The sequence below is a fragment of the Actinoplanes sp. NPDC051537 genome (assembly GCF_055586105.1).
In genome coordinates, this window is sequence record NZ_JBVJIU010000033.1 from 21,198 (window position 1) to 45,463 (window position 24,266).

23 protein-coding genes and 1 pseudogene are annotated in these 24,266 nt (G+C 70.6%); 9 read left to right on the forward strand and 15 right to left on the reverse strand.

What is annotated here, in order from left to right; genetic code table 11:
• The first annotated feature begins 150 nt into the window (after positions 1-150).
• On the forward strand, positions 151-2,709 hold the full coding sequence (pepN, locus tag ACZ6TB_RS46905; protein ID WP_465567756.1) for an aminopeptidase N: 2,559 nt from the start codon (positions 151-153) through the stop codon (positions 2,707-2,709).
• On the opposite strand, the gene ACZ6TB_RS46910 is transcribed toward pepN, so the two are convergent.
• From ACZ6TB_RS46910 to ctaJ, 3 genes are all read right to left on the reverse strand, one after another.
• On the reverse strand, positions 2,706-3,293 hold the full coding sequence (locus ACZ6TB_RS46910; protein WP_465567759.1) for a Uma2 family endonuclease: 588 nt from the start codon (positions 3,291-3,293) through the stop codon (positions 2,706-2,708). The genes pepN and ACZ6TB_RS46910 overlap by 4 nt on opposite strands.
• Positions 3,294-3,455: 162 nt before the next feature.
• Positions 3,456-3,869, reverse strand: a complete 414-nt coding sequence (locus ACZ6TB_RS46915) for a DUF5130 family protein (RefSeq protein WP_465567856.1) — start codon at positions 3,867-3,869, stop codon at positions 3,456-3,458.
• Between the two features lie 19 nt (positions 3,870-3,888).
• Positions 3,889-4,176 (reverse strand): aa3-type cytochrome oxidase subunit CtaJ, encoded by a 288-nt coding sequence (gene ctaJ / locus ACZ6TB_RS46920; protein WP_465567762.1) that lies wholly within the window; start codon positions 4,174-4,176, stop codon positions 3,889-3,891.
• 203 nt (positions 4,177-4,379) lie between these two features.
• Here ctaJ and ACZ6TB_RS46925 point away from each other — a divergent pair, with 203 nt between their 5' ends.
• Together ACZ6TB_RS46925 and ACZ6TB_RS46930 are read left to right on the forward strand one after the other, a co-directional pair.
• On the forward strand, positions 4,380-4,868 hold the full coding sequence (locus ACZ6TB_RS46925; RefSeq protein WP_465567765.1) for a hypothetical protein: 489 nt from the start codon (positions 4,380-4,382) through the stop codon (positions 4,866-4,868).
• 8 nt (positions 4,869-4,876) lie between these two features.
• Complete coding sequence (locus tag ACZ6TB_RS46930) at positions 4,877-5,704, forward strand: class F sortase (RefSeq protein WP_465567767.1); 828 nt, start codon at positions 4,877-4,879, stop codon at positions 5,702-5,704.
• Between the two features lie 16 nt (positions 5,705-5,720).
• Here the strand turns inward: ACZ6TB_RS46930 and ACZ6TB_RS46935 are convergent, their stop codons facing one another.
• Positions 5,721-6,269 (reverse strand): HNH endonuclease, encoded by a 549-nt coding sequence (locus ACZ6TB_RS46935; RefSeq protein WP_465567770.1) that lies wholly within the window; start codon positions 6,267-6,269, stop codon positions 5,721-5,723.
• Between the two features lie 189 nt (positions 6,270-6,458).
• Here ACZ6TB_RS46935 and ACZ6TB_RS46940 point away from each other — a divergent pair, with 189 nt between their 5' ends.
• From ACZ6TB_RS46940 to ACZ6TB_RS46955, 4 genes are all read left to right on the forward strand, one after another.
• Entirely contained in the window at positions 6,459-7,535 is a 1,077-nt protein-coding gene (locus ACZ6TB_RS46940) for a mechanosensitive ion channel family protein (RefSeq protein WP_465567773.1), read from the forward strand.
• 203 nt (positions 7,536-7,738) lie between these two features.
• Entirely contained in the window at positions 7,739-9,172 is a 1,434-nt protein-coding gene (locus tag ACZ6TB_RS46945; RefSeq protein ID WP_465567775.1) for an MFS transporter, read from the forward strand.
• A gap of 20 nt (positions 9,173-9,192) precedes the next feature.
• On the forward strand, positions 9,193-9,588 hold the full coding sequence (locus ACZ6TB_RS46950) for a globin (protein WP_465567777.1): 396 nt from the start codon (positions 9,193-9,195) through the stop codon (positions 9,586-9,588).
• A 71-nt stretch (positions 9,589-9,659) separates the two neighbouring features.
• On the forward strand, positions 9,660-10,910 hold the full coding sequence (locus ACZ6TB_RS46955) for a delta-60 repeat domain-containing protein (protein WP_465567780.1): 1,251 nt from the start codon (positions 9,660-9,662) through the stop codon (positions 10,908-10,910).
• Positions 10,911-11,123: 213 nt separating this feature from the next.
• Here ACZ6TB_RS46955 and ACZ6TB_RS46960 read toward each other — a convergent pair whose 3' ends face one another.
• From ACZ6TB_RS46960 to ACZ6TB_RS46985, 6 genes are all read right to left on the reverse strand, one after another.
• Positions 11,124-11,312: a hypothetical protein gene (locus ACZ6TB_RS46960; RefSeq protein WP_465567782.1), complete on the reverse strand. Its 189-nt coding sequence runs from the start codon at positions 11,310-11,312 to the stop codon at positions 11,124-11,126.
• 161 nt (positions 11,313-11,473) lie between these two features.
• A complete protein-coding gene (locus tag ACZ6TB_RS46965) occupies positions 11,474-12,055 on the reverse strand; it encodes a type III secretion system chaperone family protein (protein WP_465567785.1) in 582 nt (193 codons plus the stop codon).
• A gap of 131 nt (positions 12,056-12,186) precedes the next feature.
• A complete protein-coding gene (locus tag ACZ6TB_RS46970; protein WP_465567787.1) occupies positions 12,187-12,846 on the reverse strand; it encodes a DUF8185 domain-containing protein in 660 nt (219 codons plus the stop codon).
• Positions 12,843-13,250 (reverse strand): acyl-CoA thioesterase, encoded by a 408-nt coding sequence (locus ACZ6TB_RS46975; protein WP_465567790.1) that lies wholly within the window; start codon positions 13,248-13,250, stop codon positions 12,843-12,845. Before ACZ6TB_RS46975 ends, ACZ6TB_RS46970 begins: the two co-directional genes overlap by 4 nt.
• The gene (gene ettA / locus ACZ6TB_RS46980; protein ID WP_465567793.1) at positions 13,243-14,919 is read right to left on the reverse strand and encodes an energy-dependent translational throttle protein EttA; all 1,677 of its coding nucleotides are present in this window, start codon (positions 14,917-14,919) and stop codon (positions 13,243-13,245) included. Before ettA ends, ACZ6TB_RS46975 begins: the two co-directional genes overlap by 8 nt.
• A gap of 165 nt (positions 14,920-15,084) precedes the next feature.
• The gene (locus tag ACZ6TB_RS46985) at positions 15,085-15,555 is read right to left on the reverse strand and encodes a hypothetical protein (protein ID WP_465567796.1); all 471 of its coding nucleotides are present in this window, start codon (positions 15,553-15,555) and stop codon (positions 15,085-15,087) included.
• A 176-nt stretch (positions 15,556-15,731) separates the two neighbouring features.
• On the opposite strand from ACZ6TB_RS46985, the gene ACZ6TB_RS46990 reads away from it, so the two are divergent.
• On the forward strand, positions 15,732-17,207 hold the full coding sequence (locus tag ACZ6TB_RS46990; RefSeq protein WP_465567799.1) for an alpha,alpha-trehalose-phosphate synthase (UDP-forming): 1,476 nt from the start codon (positions 15,732-15,734) through the stop codon (positions 17,205-17,207).
• Here ACZ6TB_RS46990 and ACZ6TB_RS46995 read toward each other — a convergent pair.
• Genes ACZ6TB_RS46995 through cobC form a run of 4 tightly spaced genes read right to left on the reverse strand, consistent with a single transcriptional unit; the run spans position 17,193 to position 20,937 of the window.
• Positions 17,193-17,570 (reverse strand): VOC family protein, encoded by a 378-nt coding sequence (locus ACZ6TB_RS46995; RefSeq protein ID WP_465567802.1) that lies wholly within the window; start codon positions 17,568-17,570, stop codon positions 17,193-17,195. The genes ACZ6TB_RS46990 and ACZ6TB_RS46995 overlap by 15 nt on opposite strands.
• 9 nt (positions 17,571-17,579) lie before the next feature.
• Positions 17,580-18,785 (reverse strand): uroporphyrinogen-III C-methyltransferase, encoded by a 1,206-nt coding sequence (cobA, locus tag ACZ6TB_RS47000; protein ID WP_465567804.1) that lies wholly within the window; start codon positions 18,783-18,785, stop codon positions 17,580-17,582.
• Positions 18,782-19,834, reverse strand: coding sequence for a nicotinate-nucleotide--dimethylbenzimidazole phosphoribosyltransferase (cobT, locus tag ACZ6TB_RS47005; RefSeq protein WP_465567807.1), 1,053 nt, complete (start codon positions 19,832-19,834; stop codon positions 18,782-18,784). The genes cobA and cobT overlap by 4 nt, the downstream gene beginning before the upstream one ends.
• Positions 19,831-20,937: an Rv2231c family pyridoxal phosphate-dependent protein CobC gene (cobC, locus tag ACZ6TB_RS47010; protein ID WP_465567810.1), complete on the reverse strand. Its 1,107-nt coding sequence runs from the start codon at positions 20,935-20,937 to the stop codon at positions 19,831-19,833. The genes cobT and cobC overlap by 4 nt, the downstream gene beginning before the upstream one ends.
• Before the next feature lie 8 nt (positions 20,938-20,945).
• Between cobC and ACZ6TB_RS47015 the strand changes: the two are divergent.
• Positions 20,946-23,045: pseudogene (locus ACZ6TB_RS47015) on the forward strand (transglycosylase domain-containing protein); the annotation flags it as partial.
• A gap of 483 nt (positions 23,046-23,528) precedes the next feature.
• On the opposite strand, the gene ACZ6TB_RS47020 reads toward ACZ6TB_RS47015, so the two are convergent.
• Entirely contained in the window at positions 23,529-24,155 is a 627-nt protein-coding gene (locus ACZ6TB_RS47020; RefSeq protein ID WP_465567813.1) for a TIGR03086 family metal-binding protein, read from the reverse strand.
• Between the last annotated feature and the right edge of the window lie 111 nt (positions 24,156-24,266).

A 24,266-nucleotide genomic window follows, 5' to 3' on the forward strand; every position in this document is an offset into this window, starting at 1 on the left:
TTACCCCATCCAACGACCGGTAGTCCGAAGGGGTGGTGCGTTTACCACTTCTCCCGTCAAATCACGTCCGGGTACTCCGGGTGAGGTACGCCACGCACCGGACGCATAGTCTGACGAGGAAAAGCTCGTGCGCTCTGAAGGAGAGTGGCTGTGGCCGGAGTTCGAAACTTGACACAGGTGGAGGCCGCCGATCGCGCCCGCCTGCTCGAGGTGACCGGATACGACATCGCGTTGGACCTGACCGACGGGTATGGCAATCCGGGCGACGGCACCTTCCGCTCCACGACGGTCGTCACGTTCCGGTGCGCCGAACCGGGCGCCGTGACGTTCATCGAGACCGCCGCGGCCTCGGTGCGGTCGGCCACGCTCAACGGCGCGCCGCTCGACCTGGCCGGGTTCAGCGCCGAGCGGGGCCTCACGCTCACCGGGCTCGCCGCCGTGAACGAGCTGGTGGTCGACGCCGACTTCGCCTACTCGGCGAGCGGTCAGGGCCTGCAGCGCAGCCTCGACCCGGTCGACAAGGAGATCTACCTATACAGCCAGTTCGAGACGGCCGACGCCCAGCGCGTGTTCGCCTGCTTCGACCAGCCCGACCTCAAGAGCGTGTTCACCTGGCGGGCCACGGTGCCGAAGCACTGGAAGGTCGTCTCGAACATGCCGGTCGACCGCGAGGAGCAGGCCGGCCCGGGCGCCAAGACGGTGCGCTTCGAGACGTCGCCGCGGATGAGCACCTACATCACGGCGATCTGCGCCGGGCCGTACACCGAGGTCCGCGACGAGCACGACGGCATCTCGCTCGGCGCCTACTGCCGGGCCTCGATGGCGCAGTACCTCGACCCGGAAGACCTGTTCCTGATCACCAAGCAGGGCTTCGACTTCTTCCACGAGCAATTCGGGGTGCGCTACCCGCTGGCGAAGTACGACCAGCTGTGGGTGCCCGACTTCAACGCCGGCGCGATGGAGAACTTCGGCTGCGTCACGCACGCCGAGGCGCACTACATCTTCCGGTCGCAGGTCACCGACTTCGAATACGAGCAGCGGGCGAACACGATCCTGCACGAGCTCGCCCACATGTGGTTCGGCGACCTCGTCACCATGCGCTGGTGGAACGACCTGTGGCTGAACGAGTCGTTCGCCGAGTGGGCCAGCCACTGGTGCAACTCCAAGGCCACCCGCTTCACCGACGCCTGGACGACGTTCCTCTCGGTGCGCAAGAGCTGGGGCTACCGGCAGGACCAGCTCTCCTCGACCCACCCGGTCTACTGCGAGATGCCGGACCTCGAGGCGGTAGAGGTCAACTTCGACGGCATCACGTACGCCAAGGGCGCCGGCGTGATCAAGCAGCTGGTCGCCTACGTCGGTCTCGACTCGTTCCTCACCGGCTTGCGGGCCTACTTCGCCAAGCACGCGTGGGGCAACGCGACGTTCGACGACCTGCTGGTCGAGCTGGAGGCCGCGTCCGGCCGCGAGCTGCGCAAGTTCGCCGCCCAGTGGCTCGAGACCGCCCAGGTCAACACCCTGCGCCCGCTGGTCGAGATCGGCGCCGACGGCACGTACGCGAGCGTGGTCGTCCGGCAGGAGGCCCCGGCCGACTACCCGACGCTGCGCACCCACCGCATCGGGGTCGGCCTCTACGACCTCCAGGGCGACCGGCTCGTGCGCCGCGACCTGCTGGAGCTGGACGTGACCGGCGAGAGCACCGAGATCCGGGCGCTGGCCGGCGTCCCGGCCGCGGATGTCCTGCTGCTCAATGACGACGACCTCTCGTACACGAAACTCCGCCTCGATGAGCGCTCGATGGCGACCGTGGTCAACCACATCGCCGGCATCGACTCCTCGCTGGCCCGGGCCCTGGTCTGGAACGCGGCGTGGGACATGCTGCGCGACGCCGAGCTGGCCGCCCGCGACTACGTCACGCTGGTCTGCTCGGGCCTGCCCCGGGAGACCGACATCAACCTCACCACCTGGACGGTCCGGCAGGCGTCGAGCGCGATCGCGCAGTACGCCGACCCGGCCTGGCAGCCGACCGGCTGGGCCAAGCTCGCCCAGCTGTCCCGCGACTCGCTGGCCACCGCCGAGCCGGGCAGCGGCTGGCAGCTGAGCTGGGCGCGGTCGTTCATCAGCTCGGCCCGTACCCCCGACGAGCAGGCCGTGCTGCGCGGCTGGCTCTCCGGTTCCGAGGTGCCCGAGGGCCTGGTCGTCGACACCGAGCTGCGGTGGAACCTGCTGCAGGCGCTGGCCTCGCTGGGCGCCGCCACGCTCGACGAGATCGAGGACGAGCTGGCCACCGACCGCACCGCGAGCGGCGAGCGGGAGGCGGCGGTCGCCCGGTCGCTGATCCCGACGGCGGACAACAAGGCGGCCGTCTGGGCGGAGCTGACCAGCGAGGCCGGCGTGCCGAACTGGCTCAACCGCTCGCTGCTGACCGGCTTCCAGAGCGTCAAGCAGGTGGAGCTGACCGCGCCGTACGCGGAGAAGTTCTTCGACGTGGTGGCCGACGTGTGGGCGCGCTCGGACAGCGAGCCGGCGCAGGAGTTCGTGATGCTCGGCTACCCCGTCTACCAGATCAGCGAGCAGACGATCGCGCTCACCGACGCGTGGCTGGCGCGGGACGGGCAGCCGGCGTCGCTGCGGCGGCTCGTGGCCGAGGGCCGCGACGGCGTGGTGCGGGCCCTCAAGGCGCGCGCCCGCGACTCAGCAGCGGCCTAGATCCACGCGGCCGGGGCGATCCGGACCGGGAAGGGGGCGTCGAGCTTGATCGGCTCGGCGCCCTCGACGCTTTGATCGGGGCGGTACCGCTCGCCGCTCAGGATGTACGTGCGCAGGAACGGCGTGACCCGCCCCGGCTCGACCCGCCAGAACGCGTGGATGCCCGCCTCGGCGTACAACGTCGGCTTGAGAATGCGGTCGTAGCGGCGGGTGGCCGGCGTCTCCACCTCGACCACCAGCGCCACGTCGGCCGGGTCGCTCCAGATGGCGCCGGACGAGCGCGGGCGCAGCACGACGACGTCGGGCACCAGGTTGCTCTCACCGATCTCGATCCCCAGCCGGTCGCACACCCACCAGCCGGGCGGCGCGGCCGAGCGCAACGTCGTCACGATGCCGCGGACGACCGCTTCGTGCGACTCGGGCGGCGGGGGCGCCGCGTGCAGGCAGCCGTCGACGATCTCGTACCGATGCCCGTCCTGCGGGAAGAGATGCAGGTCGGGTTCGGTCCACTCGGCCTCCGGCGCGCTCCACCGGGGCGGAGTGCCAGCCACCTGACTGGTCGCCACCAAACGGACCACCTCCATCACCGCGGAGTGCCAGCCTACTCACCGAGCGTTGCCGCTGCCGGGATTCGGTCCGTTCTTGCACATGACAAAAGGCCCTCATCCCGTACGGGCGAGAGCCTTTTGCGTGGTTCTGCTCGGTGGCGGCCGGCGTGTTTGCTCAGTGCCGGCCGGCGGGTTTGCTCAGTGGCGGCCGGCGTGCGAGGCGAGCTGGTCGATGCCGGACAGGACACCGCCCGCCAGGTCGCCGCCCGCGAAGGCCGCGGCCATCGACAGTCCGGCCAGCTTCGCGTCCCGGTCGGAGATGCGCTTGCGGGCCTCGTTGCCGGTCACGATCTCGAGCCGGCGCTGGTTCGGCGACACCGCGATGAGCACGGCGTGCGCCGAGTTCTCGATCTGCTTGTGCAGCTTCTCCGCCGACTCGCGGGTCGGGATCTCGATCTCGCCGATGTAGACGCTGAACGTCAGCCCGGTCTGCGAGTCGGCCATCCGCAGCGCCTCGTCGAGACGCAGCAGCTGGCGGATCGTGAACGGGCCGTCGGTCACCGCGTCGTGCGGCGCCGGGGTGTCGCCGCCGGGGTGGTCGAGCGCGGTCAGCGGCTGTTCGTGCCCCACGTCACCAACTGTCACTTGCGCCTCCTACAGGACCGGGGAGAACCCGCTTGCCGGCGCTGTCCTCGAGGATCGGCCCCTCGAGAGCCCGGCGCGCGGAGGTGTCGGCCGCGATGCTGACCTGCTCCGGCGACGCCAGGAACCAGATCGGCTGGAAGTCGTACGGCCGGCCCGGGCGATACCGGCGGGTCTTACGCCCGCGGTCGCTGCCCGCGAAGACGAGCGCCGCCACCACAAGGATGACACCCGCCGGGATGATCACGTAGATCAGGACGGTTTCTGATATCGACAACAACCTCAACGCCCCCAGGCGCCTGAATTCCCGTTGATCCGAACAACGTCACGGTAGCGGAGAGCAGGTCGTGCCGGGTCGTCGGGTCTCGAACCCGGGGTCTCACGCCGTAGGGATCTACGCGGAAATGGCTTGGAGGTGCGAAAATCACCCACACGCGCCGTTCGTAGCTTCGTGCCCGCGAACGGCAGGGAGGGGATTCCATGCGCCTGTCCGTCCCCGCCGCCCTGGCGGCGCTCCTCGTGGGCCTGTTCGTCCTGTTCCTCGACGCTCCGGCGGCGCGGGCCGCGTCGATCTACCTCGAGGTCAACCCGAGCACCGTGCCGGTCGGCGACGAGTTCGGCCTGCGCGCCTCCTGCGACGACAACCTCAAGGCGGCCTCGGTCACCTCGTCGCTGTTCGGCACGGTGACGGTCAACCCGCAGTACGGGCTGCTGACCGCGACCGTGCGGGTGCCGGCGGGCACGAAGCCCGGCGACTACCGCATCGACCTGCACTGCCCCGACAAGAAGACGGCCTCGGCCACGCTGCACGTGGTGGCGAAGGTGGAACCGGCCAAGGGACCGGCCACCGGCGGGGGCGGCACCGCGCCCGAGCGGTACGCGCCCATGCTCATCGGCAGCGGCCTGCTCGTCTTCGGGGCCGGCTTAGCACTCGGACTGGTGACCCTGCGACGTCGCCGCCTCGGCTGAGGCCGCCCGTGGCTCCCCAGCAGTCGCCGGCGACCGGCTCGCGAGTGCCCGACGCCGTGCGCCGCAAGCAGCCCGCCGAGATCGTCGCGCCGCCGCCCGGCACCATCACCGGCCCGCTGCCGCCGACCCCGGCCGCGCCCGGACGACCGCACTTCCGGCTGCCGCACCCGCGGTCCAAGCCCAAGTACCCGCCCCGGCCGGTCCGCGGCAAGCGACCGCGGCCGATCGGGCTGATCGTGCTGGTGCTGATCTTCCTCGGCCTGTTCCTGGTGGCCATGGGCATCGGCGCCGCGACCAGCATCGACCTGCCCGCGATGTTCGAGCGCAAGGCGGCCGACGAGCCGCCGCCGCGCTCGTTCCCGGTGCTCGACCCGAGCCGCCCCGAGCGGCTGACGATTCCGTCGATCAAGGTGGAGGCGCCGATCCTCGACGTGGGGCTGGCCACCGACGGCTCGGTCGACGTGCCGCCGCTGAAACGGCACAACGAGGCCGGCTGGTTCGACGGCGGGCCTACGCCCGGGCAGTTCGGCCCGGCGCTGATCGTCGGGCACGCCGACACCCGCACCGGCCCGTCGGTCTTCTACAACCTGCCCAAGCTCAAGCCGGGCCAGAAGATCGAGGTGCTGCGGGCCGACAACTCCGTGGCGGTCTTCGAGGTGAACTCGGTCGAGCACTTCAACAAGGGCAAACTGCCGGTCCAGCGCGTGTACGGGGATTTCAGCCGTCCCTCGCTGCGCCTGATGACCTGCGGCGGCAGTTGGGTCGGCGGCGGCACCGGCTACGCCGACAACATCGTCGTCTTCGCCTCGCTGGTCAGCACGCGCAAGACCGCCTGACCGGCTCCAGAAACAGTTAGGCCGCCTCGGCAGTCTCTGCCGGGGCGGCCGGTAGGTCGAGCCAGTCGGCCCAACGGGGGTCGGGCGTGCGGTGTCCGAGGACCCGCCAGGCCACCCCACGTGGCGCCGCTGGTATCTGGTGCAACCGCCATCCGAGCTCGGCCGGGGTCTTGTCGCCCTTGCTGTGGTTGCACTTGGCGCAGGCCGCCACCACGTTCTCCCAGGCGTGCAGCCCGCCGCGGCTGCGCGGGAACACGTGGTCGATCGTCTCGGCCGACCCGCGGCAGTAGGCGCACCGGCCGCCGTCCCGGGCGAAGATCGCGCGGCGGGAGAGGCCGACATGCGTGCGGTACGGCACCTTCACGTACCGGGTGAGGCGAACCACCGACGGAACCGGGAGGTTTTGGTGGACGCTGTGGAGAATGCCATCGCCGTCGGAGACGCACTCCGCCTTGGCGGTCAGGACGAGGATGGTCGCTCGACGCACTGATACGACGCACAGCGGCTCGTACGTGGCGTTTAGAACTAACGCGGATGAGCCCACTGTCGGTCGTATGTCAGGCATCGTGATCACCCTCCGGTAGGTGCTACCAACCGCTCCCGGTCTGTCGGTGTCCGTGGTCCGTGCGCCAATAGTCCCTGATGGATGAGCAAATTGCGAGCGCAATCCGTAGCGGGACGGTAAACGTCTGAGGTCTGTGCGCTGTGTGACACCTGAAAGGCGCCCCAGGTTCGCCCGGTACGGTGGCTCTCCGTGTTACTTCTCGACCCATCCCCCGGCCCCTCGACGTCGCCGAGCCCGAGCGTCTTCGCCTCGATCGACGTAACGAAGATCTGCGACACCGACGTGGTGTGCAGTCGCGTCTTCGAGTGGACGGGCAACCAGTGGCTGGCCAACTCGAGCTACTGGGTCATCGTCAAGCCGCTGCGGATCCTCGGGATCGTCCTGGCCGCGCTGCTGATCCGCTGGCTGCTGCACCGGGCGATCAAGCGGCTCACCAACAGCACCACCCGGGCGTCGATGCCGGCCCTGCTCAAGCCGCTCAAGGAGCGCACCGCGCAGACCGCCGAGGAGGGGCAGTTCATCCCCGAACGGCGACGGCAGCGGGCCGAGGCGATCGGCTCGGTGCTGCGCAGCTTCGTCACCGCGGTGGTCTTCACGATGGCCGCGCTGCTGGTCTTCGGTGAGCTCGGCTTCAACCTCGGCCCGCTGCTGGCCAGCGCCGGCATCGTCGGCGTGGCCCTCGGCTTCGGCGCGCAGAGCCTGGTCAAGGACCTGATAGCGGGCCTGTTCATGCTGCTGGAGGACCAGTACGGCGTCGGCGACACGGTCGACCTGGGCGAGGCCGTCGGCGTCGTCGACACGGTCGGCCTGCGGATCACCACCGTTCGCGACATGCGCGGCGTGCTCTGGTACATCCGCAACGGCGAGATCGTGCGGGTCGGCAACAAGAGCCAGGGCTGGTCGCTCGTGGTGATCGACATCCCGATCGGCTTCATCAACTCGGAGGAGGCGATCGGCGTGCTCCGCCGGGCGGCCTCCGCCGTCGCCGAGTCGCCCGAGCATCAGACCGAGTTCCTCGAGCCGCCGGACGTGATCGGCGTCGAGCAGCTCACCGTGGACGGCGCGGTGATCCGGACGATCGCGAAGACCACCGCGGACGGTCAGGTGGTGGTCCAGCGGGAGCTGCGCCGCGCGCTGACCGAGGCCATGGACCTGGCCGGACTCTCCGAACGCATCGCCGCTTCTCGATTGATTCCGCGCTCCGCGGTGCCCCCGATCGCGCCCCAGCGGTACGAACCGCAGGACGAGCCCGGCGGCGCCACCTGAGCTGGGATTAGTTCGTCCGGGGGATGGCGGCACTCATCCGAACGGCCGACAATCCGCCCGTACGCCCTAGCATCGACTCGGACGATCGGGCAGAATCCGCTTGAGCATCTGCACATGCGGCATCACGTTCCCGTCGGGTTCGCCCCCGCGGGCGTGTCCGGCGGTCGCCGCGATCCGGCGACCGACCGATCGATGGAGGACTGGTGTCCGAGGACCCCGCCCGCAAGGCCGAACCGGCCAAAACGGTGACGGAAAGCGACCGAACGGTCACATTCCGGGATGTCTTCGCCGTCGGCGAGTATCGAGCGATCTATTCGTCGCTGCTCGTCAACTGGGTCGGCGATTACCTCTCCAAGGCGGCCGTGACCCTGCTGGTCTATCAGCAGAGCCAATCGGTGCTGCTCTCGGCGGCCGCCTTCGCCGCCAGCTTCCTCCCGTGGATCCTGGGCGGAACCGTTCTTTCCGCGCTGGCCGAGCGGTACCCGTACCGTCGCGTGCTGATCTCCGCCGATCTCTTCCGGCTCGTACCCACCGCGCTGTTGATCGTGCCGCACATGCCCATCTGGGCGATGGTCCTGCTGATCTTCATCGCCAGCCTCGGCATGCCGCCCACCCAGTCGGCCCGCTCGGCCCTGCTGCCGCACCTGGTCGGCCGGGAGAAGCTGCCCACGGCGATCGCGATCAACCAGACCACCTCCCAGGCCGCCCAGGTCTTCGGCTACCTGGTCGGCGCCACGATCGCCACCGTGATCAGCCCGCGGCTCGCGCTCGGCGTCGACGTGCTGACCTTCGCCCTCTCGGCGGCGTTCATCGCGACCGGCGTACGCCCACGGCCCGCGGCCCGCAGCCGGGCCCAGCGCACCCATCTGCTCCGTGAGTCGGCAGAGGGCTTCAAGCTGGTCCTCGGCCGGCGGGTGCTGCGCTCGATCGCCGTCCTGGTCTGTCTCATGAGCCTGTTCGCGGTCGCCCCCGAGGCGCTGGCGGCGGCGTGGGCGGCCCAGGGCAGCACCGACCCGACCACCCGCGGTCTCGACCAGGGCCTGATCATGGCGGCCGGGCCGATCGGCTTCGTGATCGGCGGCCTGCTCACCACCCGCCTCGCCGCGCCGGCCACCCGCAACAAACTCATTCGGCCGTACGCGGTGCTGAGCACGCTCGTGCTGGTGCCGGTGATCGCCGGGCCACCGCCGGTCTGGGCCGCCGTCCTGGTGGCGCTCTCCGGCATCGCGCAGGGCGGCCTGTCGCCGACGCTCAACGGCAAGTTCGTGCTGATGATCCCGCACGGCTACCGGGCCCGGGCGTACGGCGTGGTCCAGATGGGCATGCAGCTCAGCCAGTTCGCCGGCGTGATCGTCAGCGGCGTGCTGGCCGACTTCTTCTGGCTGCCGCTGGTGGTGGGCGCGATCAGCATCGCCGGCACCGCCGTGATGGGCGGCCTGGTCGCGCGCTGGCCGAGCGACGGGGAGTTCGAGACCGCCATCGAGGCGGCGGCGGCCACCATGCCACCCTCTGGCACCGCGGCCGTCTCTTATAAACCGCATCACGCTGCGACGGCGCCGGGCGAGACCACGGCCGCGTCCAAGTCGTACAAGCCGCACCACGCCGCCACGACGAGCGTCACATCCGAGAGCTCCTGAGCGCCTGGCAGGATGGACCGGTGACCGCACCCGCACCGGACGAGACCACCCTCTACGACGCGATCGGCGGCGAGCCCACCTTCCGCCGGCTCGTCGACCGGTTCTACGAGGGCGTGGCGGCCGACCCGCTGCTGCGGCCGATGTATCCCGAGGCGGATCTCGGTCCGGCGGCCGACCGGCTCACGCTTTTCCTGATCCAGTACTGGGGCGGCCCGAACACGTACTCGGCGACCCGCGGCCACCCGCGCCTGCGCATGCGGCACGCCCCGTTCAAGGTCGATCCGGCCGCCCGCGACGCCTGGCTGACGCACATGCGCGACGCCGTCGACTCGCTGGAACTGCCGGAGCCGTACCGGACCGCGCTCTGGGATTACCTGGAGCGTGCGGCCTACTTCATGGTCAACCACATGGAGTGAGCGTTTCTCCGGCGCTCGATGACTCGTTGTGAGGGAAGCAACTCGCCGATCATCGACTTGGAGCCGCCCGCATGCGTCGCCTGCTCGCCGCCGCCGTACTCGTCGCAGCCGCCGTCGCCTGCGCCCATCCCGCCGAGGCCGATCCGGCCCAGGCCTCGATCGTGTCGGCCAACCCGGTCGACTGGACCCCGCACGTGCTCGACGGCACCGTCTGGAGCATGGCGGTGGTCGGCGACACCGTGGTGGTGGGCGGGGCGTTCACCAAGGTCGCCGACAGCAGCCGCAAGAACACGTACGCCCGGAAGAACATCTTTGCCTTCGGGCTCTCCGACGGCGAGATCCGCCCGTTCGCCCCCTCCCTGGACGGCGCCGTCTACTCGCTGGCGCCCGGCGCCGACGACACGGTCTACGCCGGCGGCGCGTTCAAGTCGGTGAACGGCGCCGAGCAGCGCGGCCTGGCCCGGATCACCCTCTCCGGCCAGCGAGTCTCCTCCTTCGGCGCAAAGATCAACTGGGGCGACGTACGCGCGCTCTCCACCCGCGGCAGCTTCCTCTACGCGGGCGGCACGTTCTCGGCGATCAACGGGGTGAACCGCGCCGCGCTGGCCCGGATGAACGCCGTCACCGGCGCCGTGGACACCGGCTTCGACGCCCGCCTGACCGCGCCCGGCCTGAGCCGGACCCGGGTCGAGCACTTCGACATCTCCCCCGACGGCCGGCGGCTGGTCGCGGTCGGCGCCCTGCTCAAGTCCGGCAGCTACGACCGCACGCAGATCGCGATGTTCGACGTCTCCGGCTCCACCGCGGCGCTGACCAGCTGGTACACCGACGCCTACAAGCCGGCGTGCATGAAGGGCTTCGACACGTACCTGCGTCAGGTGAAGTTCTCCCCCGACGGCGCCTACTTCGTGGTGGCCGCGACCGGCCGCGCCTCGTCGCCCGACCGCCTCTGCGACTCGGCGGCGCGCTTCGAGACGGGCGGCACCGGCCGGCACAACCCGACGTGGGTGCAGCGCACCGGCGGCGACTCGCTCTACGCGGTTGCGGTCACCGGCACCGCCGTCTACCTGGGCGGCCACCAGCGCTACTTCGACAACCCGTACGGCACCGACGCGAAGGGCCCCGGCCCCGGCGCGGTCGCCCGCCCCGGCATCGGCGCCGTCAGCCCGACGACGGGCCGCGCCCTGGCCTGGAACCCGACCCGCGCGCGCGGCGTGGGCGTGCGCGTCTTCCAGGTCGTGCCGCACGGCCTGCTGGTCGGCTCGGACACGGACCAGCTCGGCCGCGAGTACCACGGGCGTGTGGGCATGTTTCCGCTCTGAGGGTGCTTCGCTCTGAGGTTGCTTCGCTTCGCTCTGCTTACGCGGACGCGCCGCCTGGGGACAGTCCGGGAAATGTGTCGTAGCCGGGCCCTAATCTCTGCCCCACCCAGTGACGTGGGTGGGGACCGTGACGAGGGCGGGGATCGCGGGGAGGGCCCGGACCGGCGCGGCGTCGGCTTGGGGACAGCGCGGGAAAAGTGTCATACCCGGGCCCTAACCTCCGCCCCACCCAGTGACGAGGGTGGGGACCGTGACGAGGGCCGGGACCGCGACGAGAGCCGGGACCGCGACGAGAGCCGGGACCGCGACGAGAGCCGGGACCGCGACGAGAGCCGGGACCGCGACGAGAGCCGGGACCGCGACGAACGCGAAGACCGTCGCGGCGTCGGCTTGGGGGGACAACCGGGGAAAAGTGTCACACCCGGGCCCTAACCTCCGCCCCACCCAGTGACGAGGGTGGGGACCCGTGACGAGGGCGGGGGTCGATGCGCCCACCCGACCGAATGAGCACAGCAAAGAGCGCCGTCGCCCATCCGACCTGGTGGGCGGCGGCGCCGTCGTTCTCAGAGCAGGGCGCCCTCGTCGTGCAACCAGTCGACGAACGATGTCGCCACCGCTGCGCCGCAGTCGAGCATCTCCACGAGCAAGGCGTCGTGGCAGCCGGCGGCCAGCGGGACCTGGAGCTCGGCGTAGATGGGGAGCTGGCCTCGCTCGGTCGGGTCGCCCACATAAGCCTTGCAGAAGCGGCGGGTGTGGTTCCACTCGTTGACCACGCGGTAGGCCCGGTCGGCCCAGTCCGGCGGCACCGTCGAGTGCGGCCGGGCGCGCATCACCAGGATCTCGTCGTCGGGGCCCTCGAGGGTGAACAGCACCGCGTGCCGCTCCCACATCGCCAGCAGGCTGCCGCCGCCGTCGGCCAGGAACCGGATGTCGAGCATGTCGAGCGCCTTGCCGATGCGCGCCAGCGTCACCGCCGCGATCTGCTGCTCGGTCTCCTCCGGCTTCACCTCGGAGGGAACCACCATCCGGCTCGGCTCGCGCTGCGCCGGAACCCCTACCCGAACGGTGCTGCGCACCGCTGAATCCCCGTCGGTGTCCGGCGGGTTACCCGCGGCCGAACCCGGACGCCATGACCACCACGGCATCGTTGCGCACCTCACTCCCCAGCAGACCCACCGCCGGACGTAGCGAGTGGATCCGAGGGCCGACGGTACCCGTACAGGTCGCGGAGGTCATCCCCCCAACGGGAGGGCGCAACCGGTTGTCCGATGCGGCATCACCCGTTCGGGTGACTACCTATAGGCATAACGGTCAATTTTGTGACTGCCTGTAGCCAGGCGACTCCATATGGTGCCGAAAGACCCACCCAGCGCCCGGCTACTCGCACCCTAGTGTCCGGCACATCGGCGCCTTCGGGACCCAGGAAACCCATTCGGGAGATCGCCTGAACGAGTCGCTGCGAGACCTCCACGGGCTCGCCGCCGGTCGGCGTGACGACCAGCGCGACATGGTCGAGCAGCGCGTCGCGCACCGCCCGCTGCCCGACCGACCGGCCCGAGAGCCCACCGGCGGAAACCTCGCGCAACGTTCCGGCCGCCGCGGCGGCGAGGCGAGCGAGCTCGGCCGCCGACACGGTCTCGACAGTCTCCCCCGCGGCCGGCGGCAGCGGCCAGCGCCACGCCGCATCGCGCCGGGTGGGCAGCCGATCACCGCCCTCGGCCAGCACCCCCAGCAGCTCGGCGGCCGAGACCGTGGCGTCGTCCGGCCCGCGCCCGGCGACCTCGCGGGTGACCAGCACGTCCCACGGCAGGCGTGCCCACAACGCCGTACGCCCGCCCGATGCCCGAAGCCGCACCGGAGCGGAAGGATCGAGGCGGGTCAGCCGGGCGAGGAAGGCGCCGGCGTCGGGCACACCGGTGAGGCCGTGGGAGGTCATGCGGCCAGGTAGGGACGCAGGAACTCGCGCTCCTCCGGGCTGAGCCGGCGCGGGTGCCCGTTCGACAGGTTGTACGGCACGCAGACCGACCGGGCCCGGCTGGCCAGCACCCCGTCGTCGAACAGCTCGTAGGCGACGGTGAACGACGCCGCCCGCTGCTCGGAGATCCACATCTCGATGCGCACCGGCTCGCCGTAGTCGACGGGACGCAGGTAGTCGATCTCGTGGCGGGCGATCACGATGCCCTCCTCGAACGACCCGAGGCCGTGCTCGCGAGCGCCCACGAAGAACATGGCAACGCGCGCCTCCTCGTACAGCGTGAGGAAGCGCGCGTTGTTGACGTGCCCGTACGCGTCCATGTCGGACCAGCGCACGGACGCGTCGTAGAGGAACTTCTCAGTCACGGGTGAGCTTGCGGTAGGTGACCCGGTGCGGCCGGGCGGCATCCGCGCCGAGGCGGTCGATCTTGTTCTTCTCGTACGCCTCGAAGTTGCCCTCGAACCAGAACCACTTGTCGGGCTCCTCGTCCGTCCCCTCCCACGCGAGCATGTGGGTGGCGACCCGGTCGAGGAACATCCGGTCGTGGGAGATGACCACGGCGCAGCCCGGGAACTCGAGCAGCGCGTTCTCCAGGCTCGACAGCGTATCGACGTCGAGGTCGTTGGTCGGCTCGTCGAGCAGGATCACGTTGCCGCCGATCTTCAGCGTCATCGCGAGGTTGAGCCGGTTGCGCTCGCCGCCGGAGAGGACCTTGACCGGCTTCTGCTGGTCGGGGCCCTTGAAACCGAACGCCGCCACGTAGGCCCGGGACGGCATCTCGACCTTGCCGACCATGAGGTGGTCGAGGCCGTCCGAGACGACCTCCCACACGGTCTTGCTGCCGTCGAGGCCGGAACGGTTCTGATCGACGTACGACAACTGCACCGTCTCGCCGATCCGGACCGATCCCGCGTCGGGCTTCTCGAGCCCGACGATGGTCTTGAACAGCGTGGTCTTGCCGACGCCGTTCGGGCCGATGATGCCGACGATGCCGTTGCGCGGCAGCGAGAACGACAGGTGGCCGATCAGCGTCTGCCCGTCGAAGCCCTTGCTCAGGTCGTTGGTCTCGATCACCGTGTTGCCCAGGCGCGGGCCCGGCGGGATCTGGATCTCCTCGAAGTCCAGCTTGCGGGTCTTCTCGGCCTCGGTCGCCATCTCCTCGTACCGGTCGAGACGCGCCTTGCTCTTGGTCTGCCGGGCCTTGGCGTTGGACCGCACCCACTCGAGCTCCTCGGTGAGGCGCCGCTTGAGCTTGGCGTCCTTGCGACCCTCGACGGCCAGACGCTGGGCCTTCTTGTCCAGGTACGTCGAGTAGTTGCCCTCGTACGGGTAAGCCCGGCCACGGTCGAGCTCGAGAATCCAGTTCGCCACGTTGTCCAGGAAGTACCGGTCGTGGGTGATGGCGATGACCGTGCCCGCGTACTTCGCCAGGTGCTGCTCCAGCCAGCTCACGCTCTCGGCGTCGAGGTGGTTGGTGGGCTCGTCGAGCAGCAGCAGATCGGGCGCCTGCAGCAGCAGCTTGCACAGCGCGACCCGGCGGCGCTCACCACCGGAGAGCAGGGTGACGTCCGCGTCCGGCGGCGGGCAGCGCAGCGCGTCCATGGCCAGCTCGAGCTGCGAGTCGACGTCCCACGCGTCGGCGTGGTCGAGCTGCTCCTGGAGCTTGCCCATCTCCTCCATCAGCTCGTCGGAGTAGTCGGTCGCCATCTGCTCGGCGATCTTGTTGAATCGCTCGAGCTTCGCCTTCGTCTCGGCGACCGCCTCCTCGATGTTGCCGAGGACGGTCTTCGCGTCGTTGAGCGGCGGCTCCTGCGCCAGCATGCCGACGGTGTAGCCGGGCATGAGCCGGGCCTCGCCGTTGCTGGGCATGTCGAGCCCCGCCATGATCTTGAGAAGGCTGGACTTACCGGCGCCGTTCGGACCCACCACGCCGATCTTGGCGCCCGGCAGGAAGTTCAGCGTCACGTTGTCGAGCACGACCTTGTCGCCGTGCGCTTTGCGCGCCTTCTCCAGGACGTAAATGAACTGGGCCACGGTGCGCCCTACCTCCGCGATCGTTGATGTCAGCCTTCAGCCCGCCTATGGGTGGCGGGCGGGGCGGTTGGATGGGTGCCGGACAGGTTGCCGAATGCAACGGCTTATCTTTCCAGGTCCTCTTCCGGCCTCTGACGTCAACCCCGCGAGGGCGCTCCGGATTCCCTACTCGGACTCCACCACGGGGCTCGACTGATCGCGCTTGCCGTCCGCGCGATACAGCGCGAACTGCTTGCGGCTGATCTCGAAGCGGTTGCCCTTCTGGTCGTACACCTCGTATTCGCCGTCGCCGACGTTGCGCACGCCGGAGAGGAAGAGGCCGTTGTCGTGCTGCTTGAGCGGCTTGTCGCCGGTCTTGCCCTGGTAGTAGAGGGCGCGCGCGGCGTCCTGGCAGATCCAGACCGTGGTGTCGTCCTGCGTGACGATCTTGAGGACCTGGTACAGGGTCTGCCCCGCCGTCTCCAGCGTCGCGTCCGGGCAGAGCGGCCCGGTGACCGTCGGCGAGGCCTCGACCGGCGTGCTGTCCGACGTTTCGGCGCCGCCCTGCTGGGAACCGTTACGACCCCGGTCCCGCTCGCCGAGCACGAACCCCGCCGTGATGCCGATGATCGTCAGGAAAACCGTGGCAATGACCACAGGGAAGAAGATCGGACGCCGTGGCGGGGAAAGATCGTCGGACGGTGTCACCGGCCCAGGATGGCACCCGGCAGCCACCCCGGTCCAACGAGGCTGCACAAGAGTGGGCACGCCCGGAGTCCTTACACAACGTAGGCTCGGGGTGGGAACAGAAACGACCCGGAGGTGCACTCAGCGTGGCCGAACGAAGTTCCTTCGTCGTTGTCGCCAACCGTCTTCCCGTCGATGAGATCACCACTCCGGACGGGGAGCGTCAATGGCGCACCAGTCCGGGCGGCCTGGTCACCGCCCTGCATCCGGTCCTGACCGAGCACGGCGGCACCTGGATCGGCTGGGCCGGCGGCACCGGTGAGGCGCCGGAGCCGTTCGACCTCGAAGGCATCCACATCCACCCGGTGGCTCTGAGCGCCGAGGAGCTGGAGCGGTACTACGAGGGCCAGTCCAACGCGACTATCTGGCCGCTCTATCACGACGCCGTCGAGACGCCGGTCTACAAGCGGCGCTGGCGCGAGGCGTACCGCGTGGTGAACCAGCGTTTCGCCGAGGCCGCGGCCGAGGTGGCCGACGACGGCGCCACCGTCTGGGTGCAGGACTACCAGCTGCAACTCGTGCCGGCCCTGCTGCGCGACCTGCGCCCCGACCTGAAGATCGGGTTCTTCCTGCACATCCCGTTCCCGCCGATCGAGCTGTTCATGCAGATGCCTTTCCGCGCCGAGGTGCTGCGCGGGCTGCTCGGCGCCGACCTGGTCGGCTTCCAGCAGCGGCTCGCGGCGCAGAACTTCGTACGGCTGGCCCGGCACTTGCTCGGTTTGCGCTATGAGGGCCAGTCGATCCAGGTGGACGGCCGCAAGGTCAAGGCGGGCGCGTTCCCGATCAGCATCGACACCCGTGAGATGGAGCGGATGGCGGCCGACCCGCAGGTGCAGGCGCGGGCCAAGCAGATCCGGGCCGAGCTCGGCGACCCCGAGACCGTGATCCTGGGCGTCGACCGGCTCGACTACACCAAGGGCATCGAGCTGCGGCTCAAGGCGTTCCGCGAGCTGCTGGCCGACGGCAAGCTCAAGGTCGGCGACGCCGTGATGGTGCAGGTGGCGACCCCGAGCCGGGAGCGCGTCGAGCACTACCAGACGCTGCGGGTCAAGGTGGAGCGCGAGGTCGGCCGGATCAACGGCGAGTTCGCCCGGGTCGGCGTGCCGGCCGTGCACTACCTGCACCAGTCCTACAGCCGGCAGGAGCTCGCGGCGATGTACGTCGCGGCCGACGTCATGATGGTGACCCCGCTGCGCGACGGCATGAACCTGGTCGCGAAGGAGTACGTGGCCTGTCGCGGCGACTCGGGCGGGGCGCTGGTGCTCAGCGAGTTCGCCGGGGCGGCCACCGAGCTGCGTCAGTCGTTCCTGTGCAACCCGCACGACCCCGACGGGGTCAAGGACGCGATGCTGCGGGCGGTCGGCGCCGAGCCGGCCGAGCTCAAGCGGCGGATGCGGGTCATGCAGCGCCACCTGCGCACGCACGATGTCGCCGAGTGGGCCCGCACGTTCCTCGACGAGCTGGCCTCCGCGTCGAAGACAGAGGACGAATCGAAGGCCGAGGACGAATCGAAGGCCGAGGACGAGCCGAAGGCCGAAGAGCGCGACTCAGTCGAGGTATAGGCAGAACGGGTGCCCGTCCGGGTCGAGGTAGACCCGGACGTCCTCCTGCGGCTGGAACGAGGCGAGCGTGGCGCCGGCCTTCTCGGCGTGCGCGCCCGCCTCGTCCAGGTCCTCGACCAGGATGTCGAGATGGATGCTCATCTGCTGGTCGCCCGGTCCGGCCGGCCAGACCGGGCGCACGTAGTTCTTCTCGGTCTGGAAGGAGAGCCCCGATCCGCCGCCCGGGGCGCCGAGCATGACCCAGTCGGGCTCGTCCTTCGTCGCCGTCCAGCCCAGCAACCGGTGGTAGAACGCCGCCAGCTCCCGGGCGTCCGGGGAGTCGAGGACGATCCCCGTCAGCATCATTTGCGGCCGTGAATCCATGAATCGTTCCTACCCGCCGTGATCGGACTGTAACCCGACGTCGACGACGTCTCCGATCACGACCGTCGCCGGCGGGCGCAGGCCGGCCGCGGCCGCGTCCTCGGCGACCGCGCCGAGCGTGCTGCGCAGCGACCGCTGGTGGGCGGTCGAGCCCTCCTGCACGACGGCGACCGGGGTGGTCGCGGGGCGGCCCTCGGCGATCAGGCGGGCGGCGATGGCGGCCAGGTTCTTGAGGCCCATCATCACCACCACCGTGCCGCTCAGCCGGCCCAGCGCCGGCCAGTCGACCAGCGACTGCTCGCTGTCCGGCGCGACGTGACCGGACACCACGGTGAACTCGTGGGCGACGCCGCGGTGGGTGACCGGGATGCCGGCCAGCGCGGGCGCCGCGATCGAGCTGGTCACGCCGGGCACGACCAGCACCGGGACGCCGGCGGCGGCGCAGGCCAGGGCCTCCTCGCCGCCGCGGCCGAAGACGTACGGGTCGCCGCCCTTGAGCCGGACGACGAACTTCCCCTCGAGGGCCCGCTCGACCAGGATGCGGTTGATCTCCTCCTGCGCCTTCGAGGGCCCGTACGGGATCTTGGCCGCGTCCACGAACTCGACCTCCGGCCGCAGATCGCCGAGGAGCAGGCCGGGCACGAGCCGGTCGGCCACCACGACGTCGGCCGCGGCGAGCAGCCGCCGCCCCTTCACGGTGATCAGCTCGGGGTCGCCGGGGCCGGCGCCGACCAGGGCCACGCCCTTGTGCTCGGGGGTGGCCGGCGGCTCGGTCTCCAGGGCCTGGGCGACCAGATCGCGTACGGCCATCGCCCGCCGCCGGTCGCCCCCGTCGGTGACCGCCACCGTGACCGGCCCGTGCCGGGTCACCGCCGGGGTCCACGCGGTCGCCGCCTCCCGGTCGTCGGCCCGGACACAGAAGACGTGATGCTCCTCCGCCGCCGCGCTGACGAGAGCCGCCGCGGACCGGTCGTCGATCGCGACGTGCACCAGCCACGCGCCCTCGACGTCGGCGGGCTCGAACTTCCGCCGCTGCCAGGTGGCCCGCCCGGCGTCGACGTGACCCTGCAGCGCCGGGGTCAGCTCGGGCGCCACGATGTCGATGACCGCGCCGGCCGCGATCAGGGCCGGCACCCGCCGGGTCGCCACCGCGCCACCGCCGACGACCAGCACCCGCCGCCCGGTCAGCCGCAGCGCCAACGGATAGAGGCTCATTTCTCCGACACTCCCGCCGAGTCGAACGTCGCGACCTCGTGCAGCACCCGCACCGCGGACGCCACCACCGGCAGCGCGAGCACCGCGCCGCTGCCCTCGCCGAGCCGCATGCCCAGGTCGAGGAGCGGGGTGAGGGCGAGGTGGGCGAGCGCGACGGTGGCGCCGGGCTCGGCCGACCGGTGCCCGGCGACCATGGCGGCGACGGCGTCCGGAGCGAACGCGGCGGCGGCGAGCGCGCCGGACGCGGCGATGACGCCGTCGACGATCACCGGGATCCGGTGGGCGGCGGCGGCCAGGATGAAGCCGGCGATCGCCGCGTGCTCGAGACCGCCGACGGCGGCCAGCACGCCGAGCGGGTCGGTGGCGTCGGGGTCGTGCCTGGCCAGCGCCGACGCGACGATCTCGACCTTGTGCGCGTGGGTGGCGTCGTCGATGCCGGTGCCGCGGCCCGTGACCTCGGCGGCGGGCGCACCGGTGAAGGCGGCGATCAGGGTCGCGGCCGGGGTCGTGTTGGCGATGCCCATGTCGCCGGTGAGCAGGCACATCGCGCCCTCGGCGATCAGCCGCTCGGCGACCCGGATGCCGGTCTCGACGGCGGCGCGGGCCTCGTCGCGGGTCAGCGCCGGCTCGACGGTCATGTCCCGGGTGCCGCGCCGCACGTTGGCCGCGACCAGCCCGGCCGCGTCGGGGAGGGGGGTGGCGACGCCGACGTCGACCACGGTCACCCGGGCGCCGGCCTGGCGGGCGAACGCGTTCACGACCGCGCCGCCGGCCAGGAAGTTGGCCACCATCTGCGCGGTGACCTCCTGCGGCCAGGGACTGACGCCCTGGGCGTGCACGCCGTGGTCGCCCGCGAAGACGGCGACCGCGGCCGGCTCGGGCAGCGGCGGCGGGCAGGCGCCGAACAGGCCGGCCAGACGCACCGACAGCTCCTCGAGGTCGCCGAGCGAGCCGGCCGGCTTGGTGAGCCGGGCCTGCAGCTCGCGGGCGGCGGCCATGGCCGGCTGGTCGGCGGGCCGGATGGCCGCCACGGTCGTCTCCAGGGTCACTGTCGCTCCTCGATCACGTCGGTGAGGGCCGCCACGAATGCGTCGGTGATCGCAGTGTCGCGCACGGCGATCCGCAGCCAATCGGGGCCCAGCCCCGGAAACGTGTCGCCACGGCGCACGGCCCAGCCGCGTTCCCGCAGCTCCAGCCTAATTTTGTCGGCCGACGGCAGGCGTACGGTCACGAACGCCCCCGCCGGGGAACCGGCGACCGTGAGGTTCGGCACTCCCGCGAGCCGCCGCAGCAGGTGTTCCCGCTCGGCCGCGACGCGCGCCGCCATCTCGCGCTCGGCGGCGATCGCGGTCGGTGACGCACACGCGATCGCGGCCGCCAGAGCCGGCGTCGAGACGGCCCACAACGGCTGGCAGGCGGCCAGCCGCGGGAGCAGCTCGGCCGGGCCCAGCAGATAGCCGATGCGCAGGCCAGCCAGCCCCCAGGTCTTGGTGAGGCTGCGCAGCACGACCAGTCCCGGAAGATCGCCCCGCTCGGCCAGCGACTCGGGCTCGCCGTCGACGCCGTCACGGAACGTGGTGTCCGCGAAGGCCTCGTCGACCACCAGCACCCGCCCCGGACGGGCCAGCTTGGCGATCTCCTCGGCCGGGTGCAGCACCGAGGTCGGGTTGGTCGGATTTCCCACGAAGACCAGGTCGGCGTCGTCCGGGACCAGCCGCGCGTCGAGCCGGAAGCCGTCCTCCGCGCGCAGCAGCACCCGGTCGACCTCGTGGCCGGCGTTACGGAGGGCCGCCTCGGGCTCGGTGAACTGCGGATGCACGACGACGGCGTGTTCGGGCCGGTTGAAGCGCGCGAGAAGCACGAAAGCCTGCGCCGCGCCCGCCGTGAGCAGCACCTCGTTCTCGCCCCGGCGGTGCCGGCGGGCCACGGCGGCGACCGCCTCGCGATCGTCGGGATAGGCCCTGAGCTGGGACAACGACTCCTGGATCGGGGTCGAGAGCCACCGCGGCATCGGCTCGTGCCGCACGTTGACGGCCAGGTCGACCAGCCCGGCGCCGACCTCCGTGTCGCCGTGATGCCCCAGGTCGATCGTCATGCCATCAGCATGCCGGACGGTTTTCCCCGTCTCACTTCGGCCGTTTCGTCGGGACATGAACGGTTTTGTCATACCTTCGGAGGGTGGCAGCCGGAAAGATCGCTCCCCTCGTCCGCGCCGGCCTGATCGCGGGTCTCGTGATCGCCGGACTCGCCTACCCACTGGCGGCCCTCGCCGGCATCGGCGTCAGGGCCGGCACCGACGCCCTGGCCCGCATGCCGGAGGAGCTCACGGAGGTGCCGAGCGCCCAGACGACGTACGTGTACGCGAACGACGGCAAGACGCTGCTCACCATGTTCTACGAGGAGCATCGCAAGCCCACCAAGATCGCGGACATGTCGCCGTACATCACCGAGGCGATCGTGGCCTCCGAGGACTCGCGCTTCTACGAGCACCACGGGGTCGACGCCAAGGGCGTGGCGCGGGCCTTCGTCGCGAACCGGCAGGCGGGCGGCGTCTCCCAGGGCGCGTCGACGCTGACCATGCAGTACGTGCGGATGGCGCTGCGGGACAGCGCGAAGACGCCGAAGGACGCGCTCGAGGCCACCGAGCAGACCACGCAGCGGAAACTGCGGGAGATGCGGCTCGCGATCGAGCTCGAGAAGCGGCTGTCGAAGCAGGAGATCCTGGAGCGCTACCTCAACTCCGCCTACTTCGGGCATCGGGCGTACGGGATCTTCGCCGCGTCCCAGGTGTTCTTCTCGAAGACGCCGAAGCAGCTCGACCTGAACGAGGCGGCGCTGCTCGCGGGCCTGGTGAAGGCGCCCTCGGCCTATGACCCGGCGGCGGGCGACCAGCGCGCGGCCACGAATCGCCGCAACTACGTGATCGACCAGATGCTGAAGATGGCCGTGATCACGCCGTCCCAGGCGACGGACGCGAAGCAGGCCAAGATCGAGCTGCACCTGACCACGCCGCCCAACGACTGCGTGTCGATCGCCGAGAAGCACAACGACTGGGGCTTCTTCTGCGACTACCTCAAGTCCTGGTGGCGGGAGCAGCCGGCGTTCGGCGACAACCCCGAGGACCGCGAGGAGAACCTGCGGCGCGGCGGCTACAAGGTGATCACCTCGATCGACCCGGCGATCCAGGCATCGGCCATGAAGCACGTTCTCAACAAGGAGAAGATGCGGAGCCGGTACGCCCACGGGCAGGTGATCGTCGAGCCCGGCACCGGGCGGATCCTCTCGATGGCCGTCAACCGGCACTACTCGCTGCAGCCGAACCCGAAGAAGGGCAACTACCCGAACACGGTCAACCCACTGCTCGGCGGCGGCAGCATGGCCGGCTACCAGGCGGGGTCGACGTTCAAGATCTTCACCATGCTGGCGGCGCTGGACGACGGCATGCCGCTGGACACGTCGATCTACGCCCCCGAGCAGTACGTGTCGAAGTACATCACCGCGCCCGGGCCCGCGACCTGCGGGAAGCGCTGGTGCCCGAAGAACTCCAGCAAGGCGATGACCGGCAACCAGACCATGTGGAGCGGGTTCGGCAAGTCGGTGAACACGTACTTCGTGCAGCTCGAGCAGAAGGTGGGCGCGGACAAGGCGGTCGAGATGGCCGCTCGGCTGGGCCTGAAATGGCGCACCGACGTCGACCGGACGCTGGCCACGCCGGAGCACGCCTCCGGTTGGGGTGCGTTCACGCTCGGGGTGAGCGACGCGACGCCGATCGAGATGGCGAACGTGTTCGCGACGCTGGCGGCCGAGGGCAACTACTGCGAGCCGCTTCCGGTCCGGGTGATCCAGAACCGGGACGGGTCGAACCTGAAGTACCACGGCAAGCTGGTCGCGGGGCCGCGCTGCCACCGGGTGGTCTCGGCCGACGTGGCCCGCGCGGCGACCGATGCCGCGCGCTGCGTGACCGGTTACGGTTCGGACCGCGGCGGCTGCGGCGGGTGGTCGACTTCCCCGATGGTGTACGCGACACTGCACCGTCCCGTGGCCGGCAAGAGCGGCACGACGGACAGCAACAAGACGGCGTGGTTCTGCGGCTTCACGCCCCAGCTCGCCGGCGCGGCGTTCGTGGCCGATCCCGACGATCCGAACGACTACGTGGGCTCGGGCCGGTCGACGATCTCGAAGTACACGCTGGCCGAGACCTTGCGGGACGCGCTGAAGGGGCAGCCCAAGCTGAAGTTCACCCCGCCGTCCAAGCAGATCGCGTGGCACGGCGTCGACAAGAACGACCCGTCCACCGACGACGCGACGAGCGACGACAACGCCAGCTCGGACGAGGCCACCGGCGACTCCGGCAGTGACTTCAGCAAGACCGACACGAGTGGCGGCCAGAAGCATCGCAAGCACCACCGCAAGCACAAGAACGCCGACGACACCCGCAAGACCGGCGACGGCACCGGCAAGCCCAGCAACGACACCGGCAAGCCCAGCAAGACCGACAACGGCGGCCACAAGCCCGCGACCGGCGGTGGCAATGGCCGCGGCAACGCCGGCCAGACCAACAGCACCGGCTCGAACGGCGACTGACCCGCGACCGCGGCGGCCGGTTCAGGCGGCCCGAGTCAGGCGGCCGGTTCAGGCGGCCCGGGTTCAGGCGGCCCGGGTTCAGGCCGGCGGTTCAGGCGGCCCGGATTCAGGCCGGCGGTCAGGCCGGCGGTTCGGGCGGCCCGGGTTCAGGCCGGCGGTTCAGGCGGCCGGGGCCTCCGGGAGGCGCCGGCGGCGGGGCCGGCGCCAGGCCGGGTCGCGGCCGGCGAGGGCCAGCGCCTGGTCGAGCAGGGTGGCCTCGTCGTCGGCGGTGACGCGCGGGCAGAACATGCCGGGGGTGCCCTCGGGCGGGCCCTGCTCGAGGAAGTCGATCAGCACCTCGAGGGTGCGCGGGTCGGCGAAGTATTCCTGGCCGGTGGCGCTCGCCAGGTCCCAGCTGTGCACGATCAGCTCGTTCATCGCGGTGATGCCCAGCGCCGTCGCGGGCATCTCGAGGCCGCCCACCGTGGACGTGCCGGTCCAGGCGGCGGGGTCTTTCCAGGCCGTGGCCAGGTCTTCGAGGAGGACGGGCAGCCGGCTGCGCCAATGCCGGGAGAGGTGCTGCACGGTCGGCCGGGGCGGCGCGCTGTCGATGCCGGGGGCGTCGGTGCGTTTGCGAGCCGCCTGGGTGAAGGCGAGGGACAGCGCCATCAAATGATCGAGCAGTGCGGCGACGGTCCAGTCGGGACAAGGGGTGGGGCCCCTCAGCTCGTCGTCGTCGATCCCCAGGAGGAGCGCTCGCAGTCTATGAACCGGCGGGTCGAAATCCAGCGGCACACGATCGGCCACGGTCGTCCTCCTTCGAGTCGTCGGTGTTAAACCCACGTTACGGGTGAGGTACGACACTTTCGCGTTCAACGAAGGGCGTTTTCGCGACAAGGCTGTTTTCCGCTCCGAACG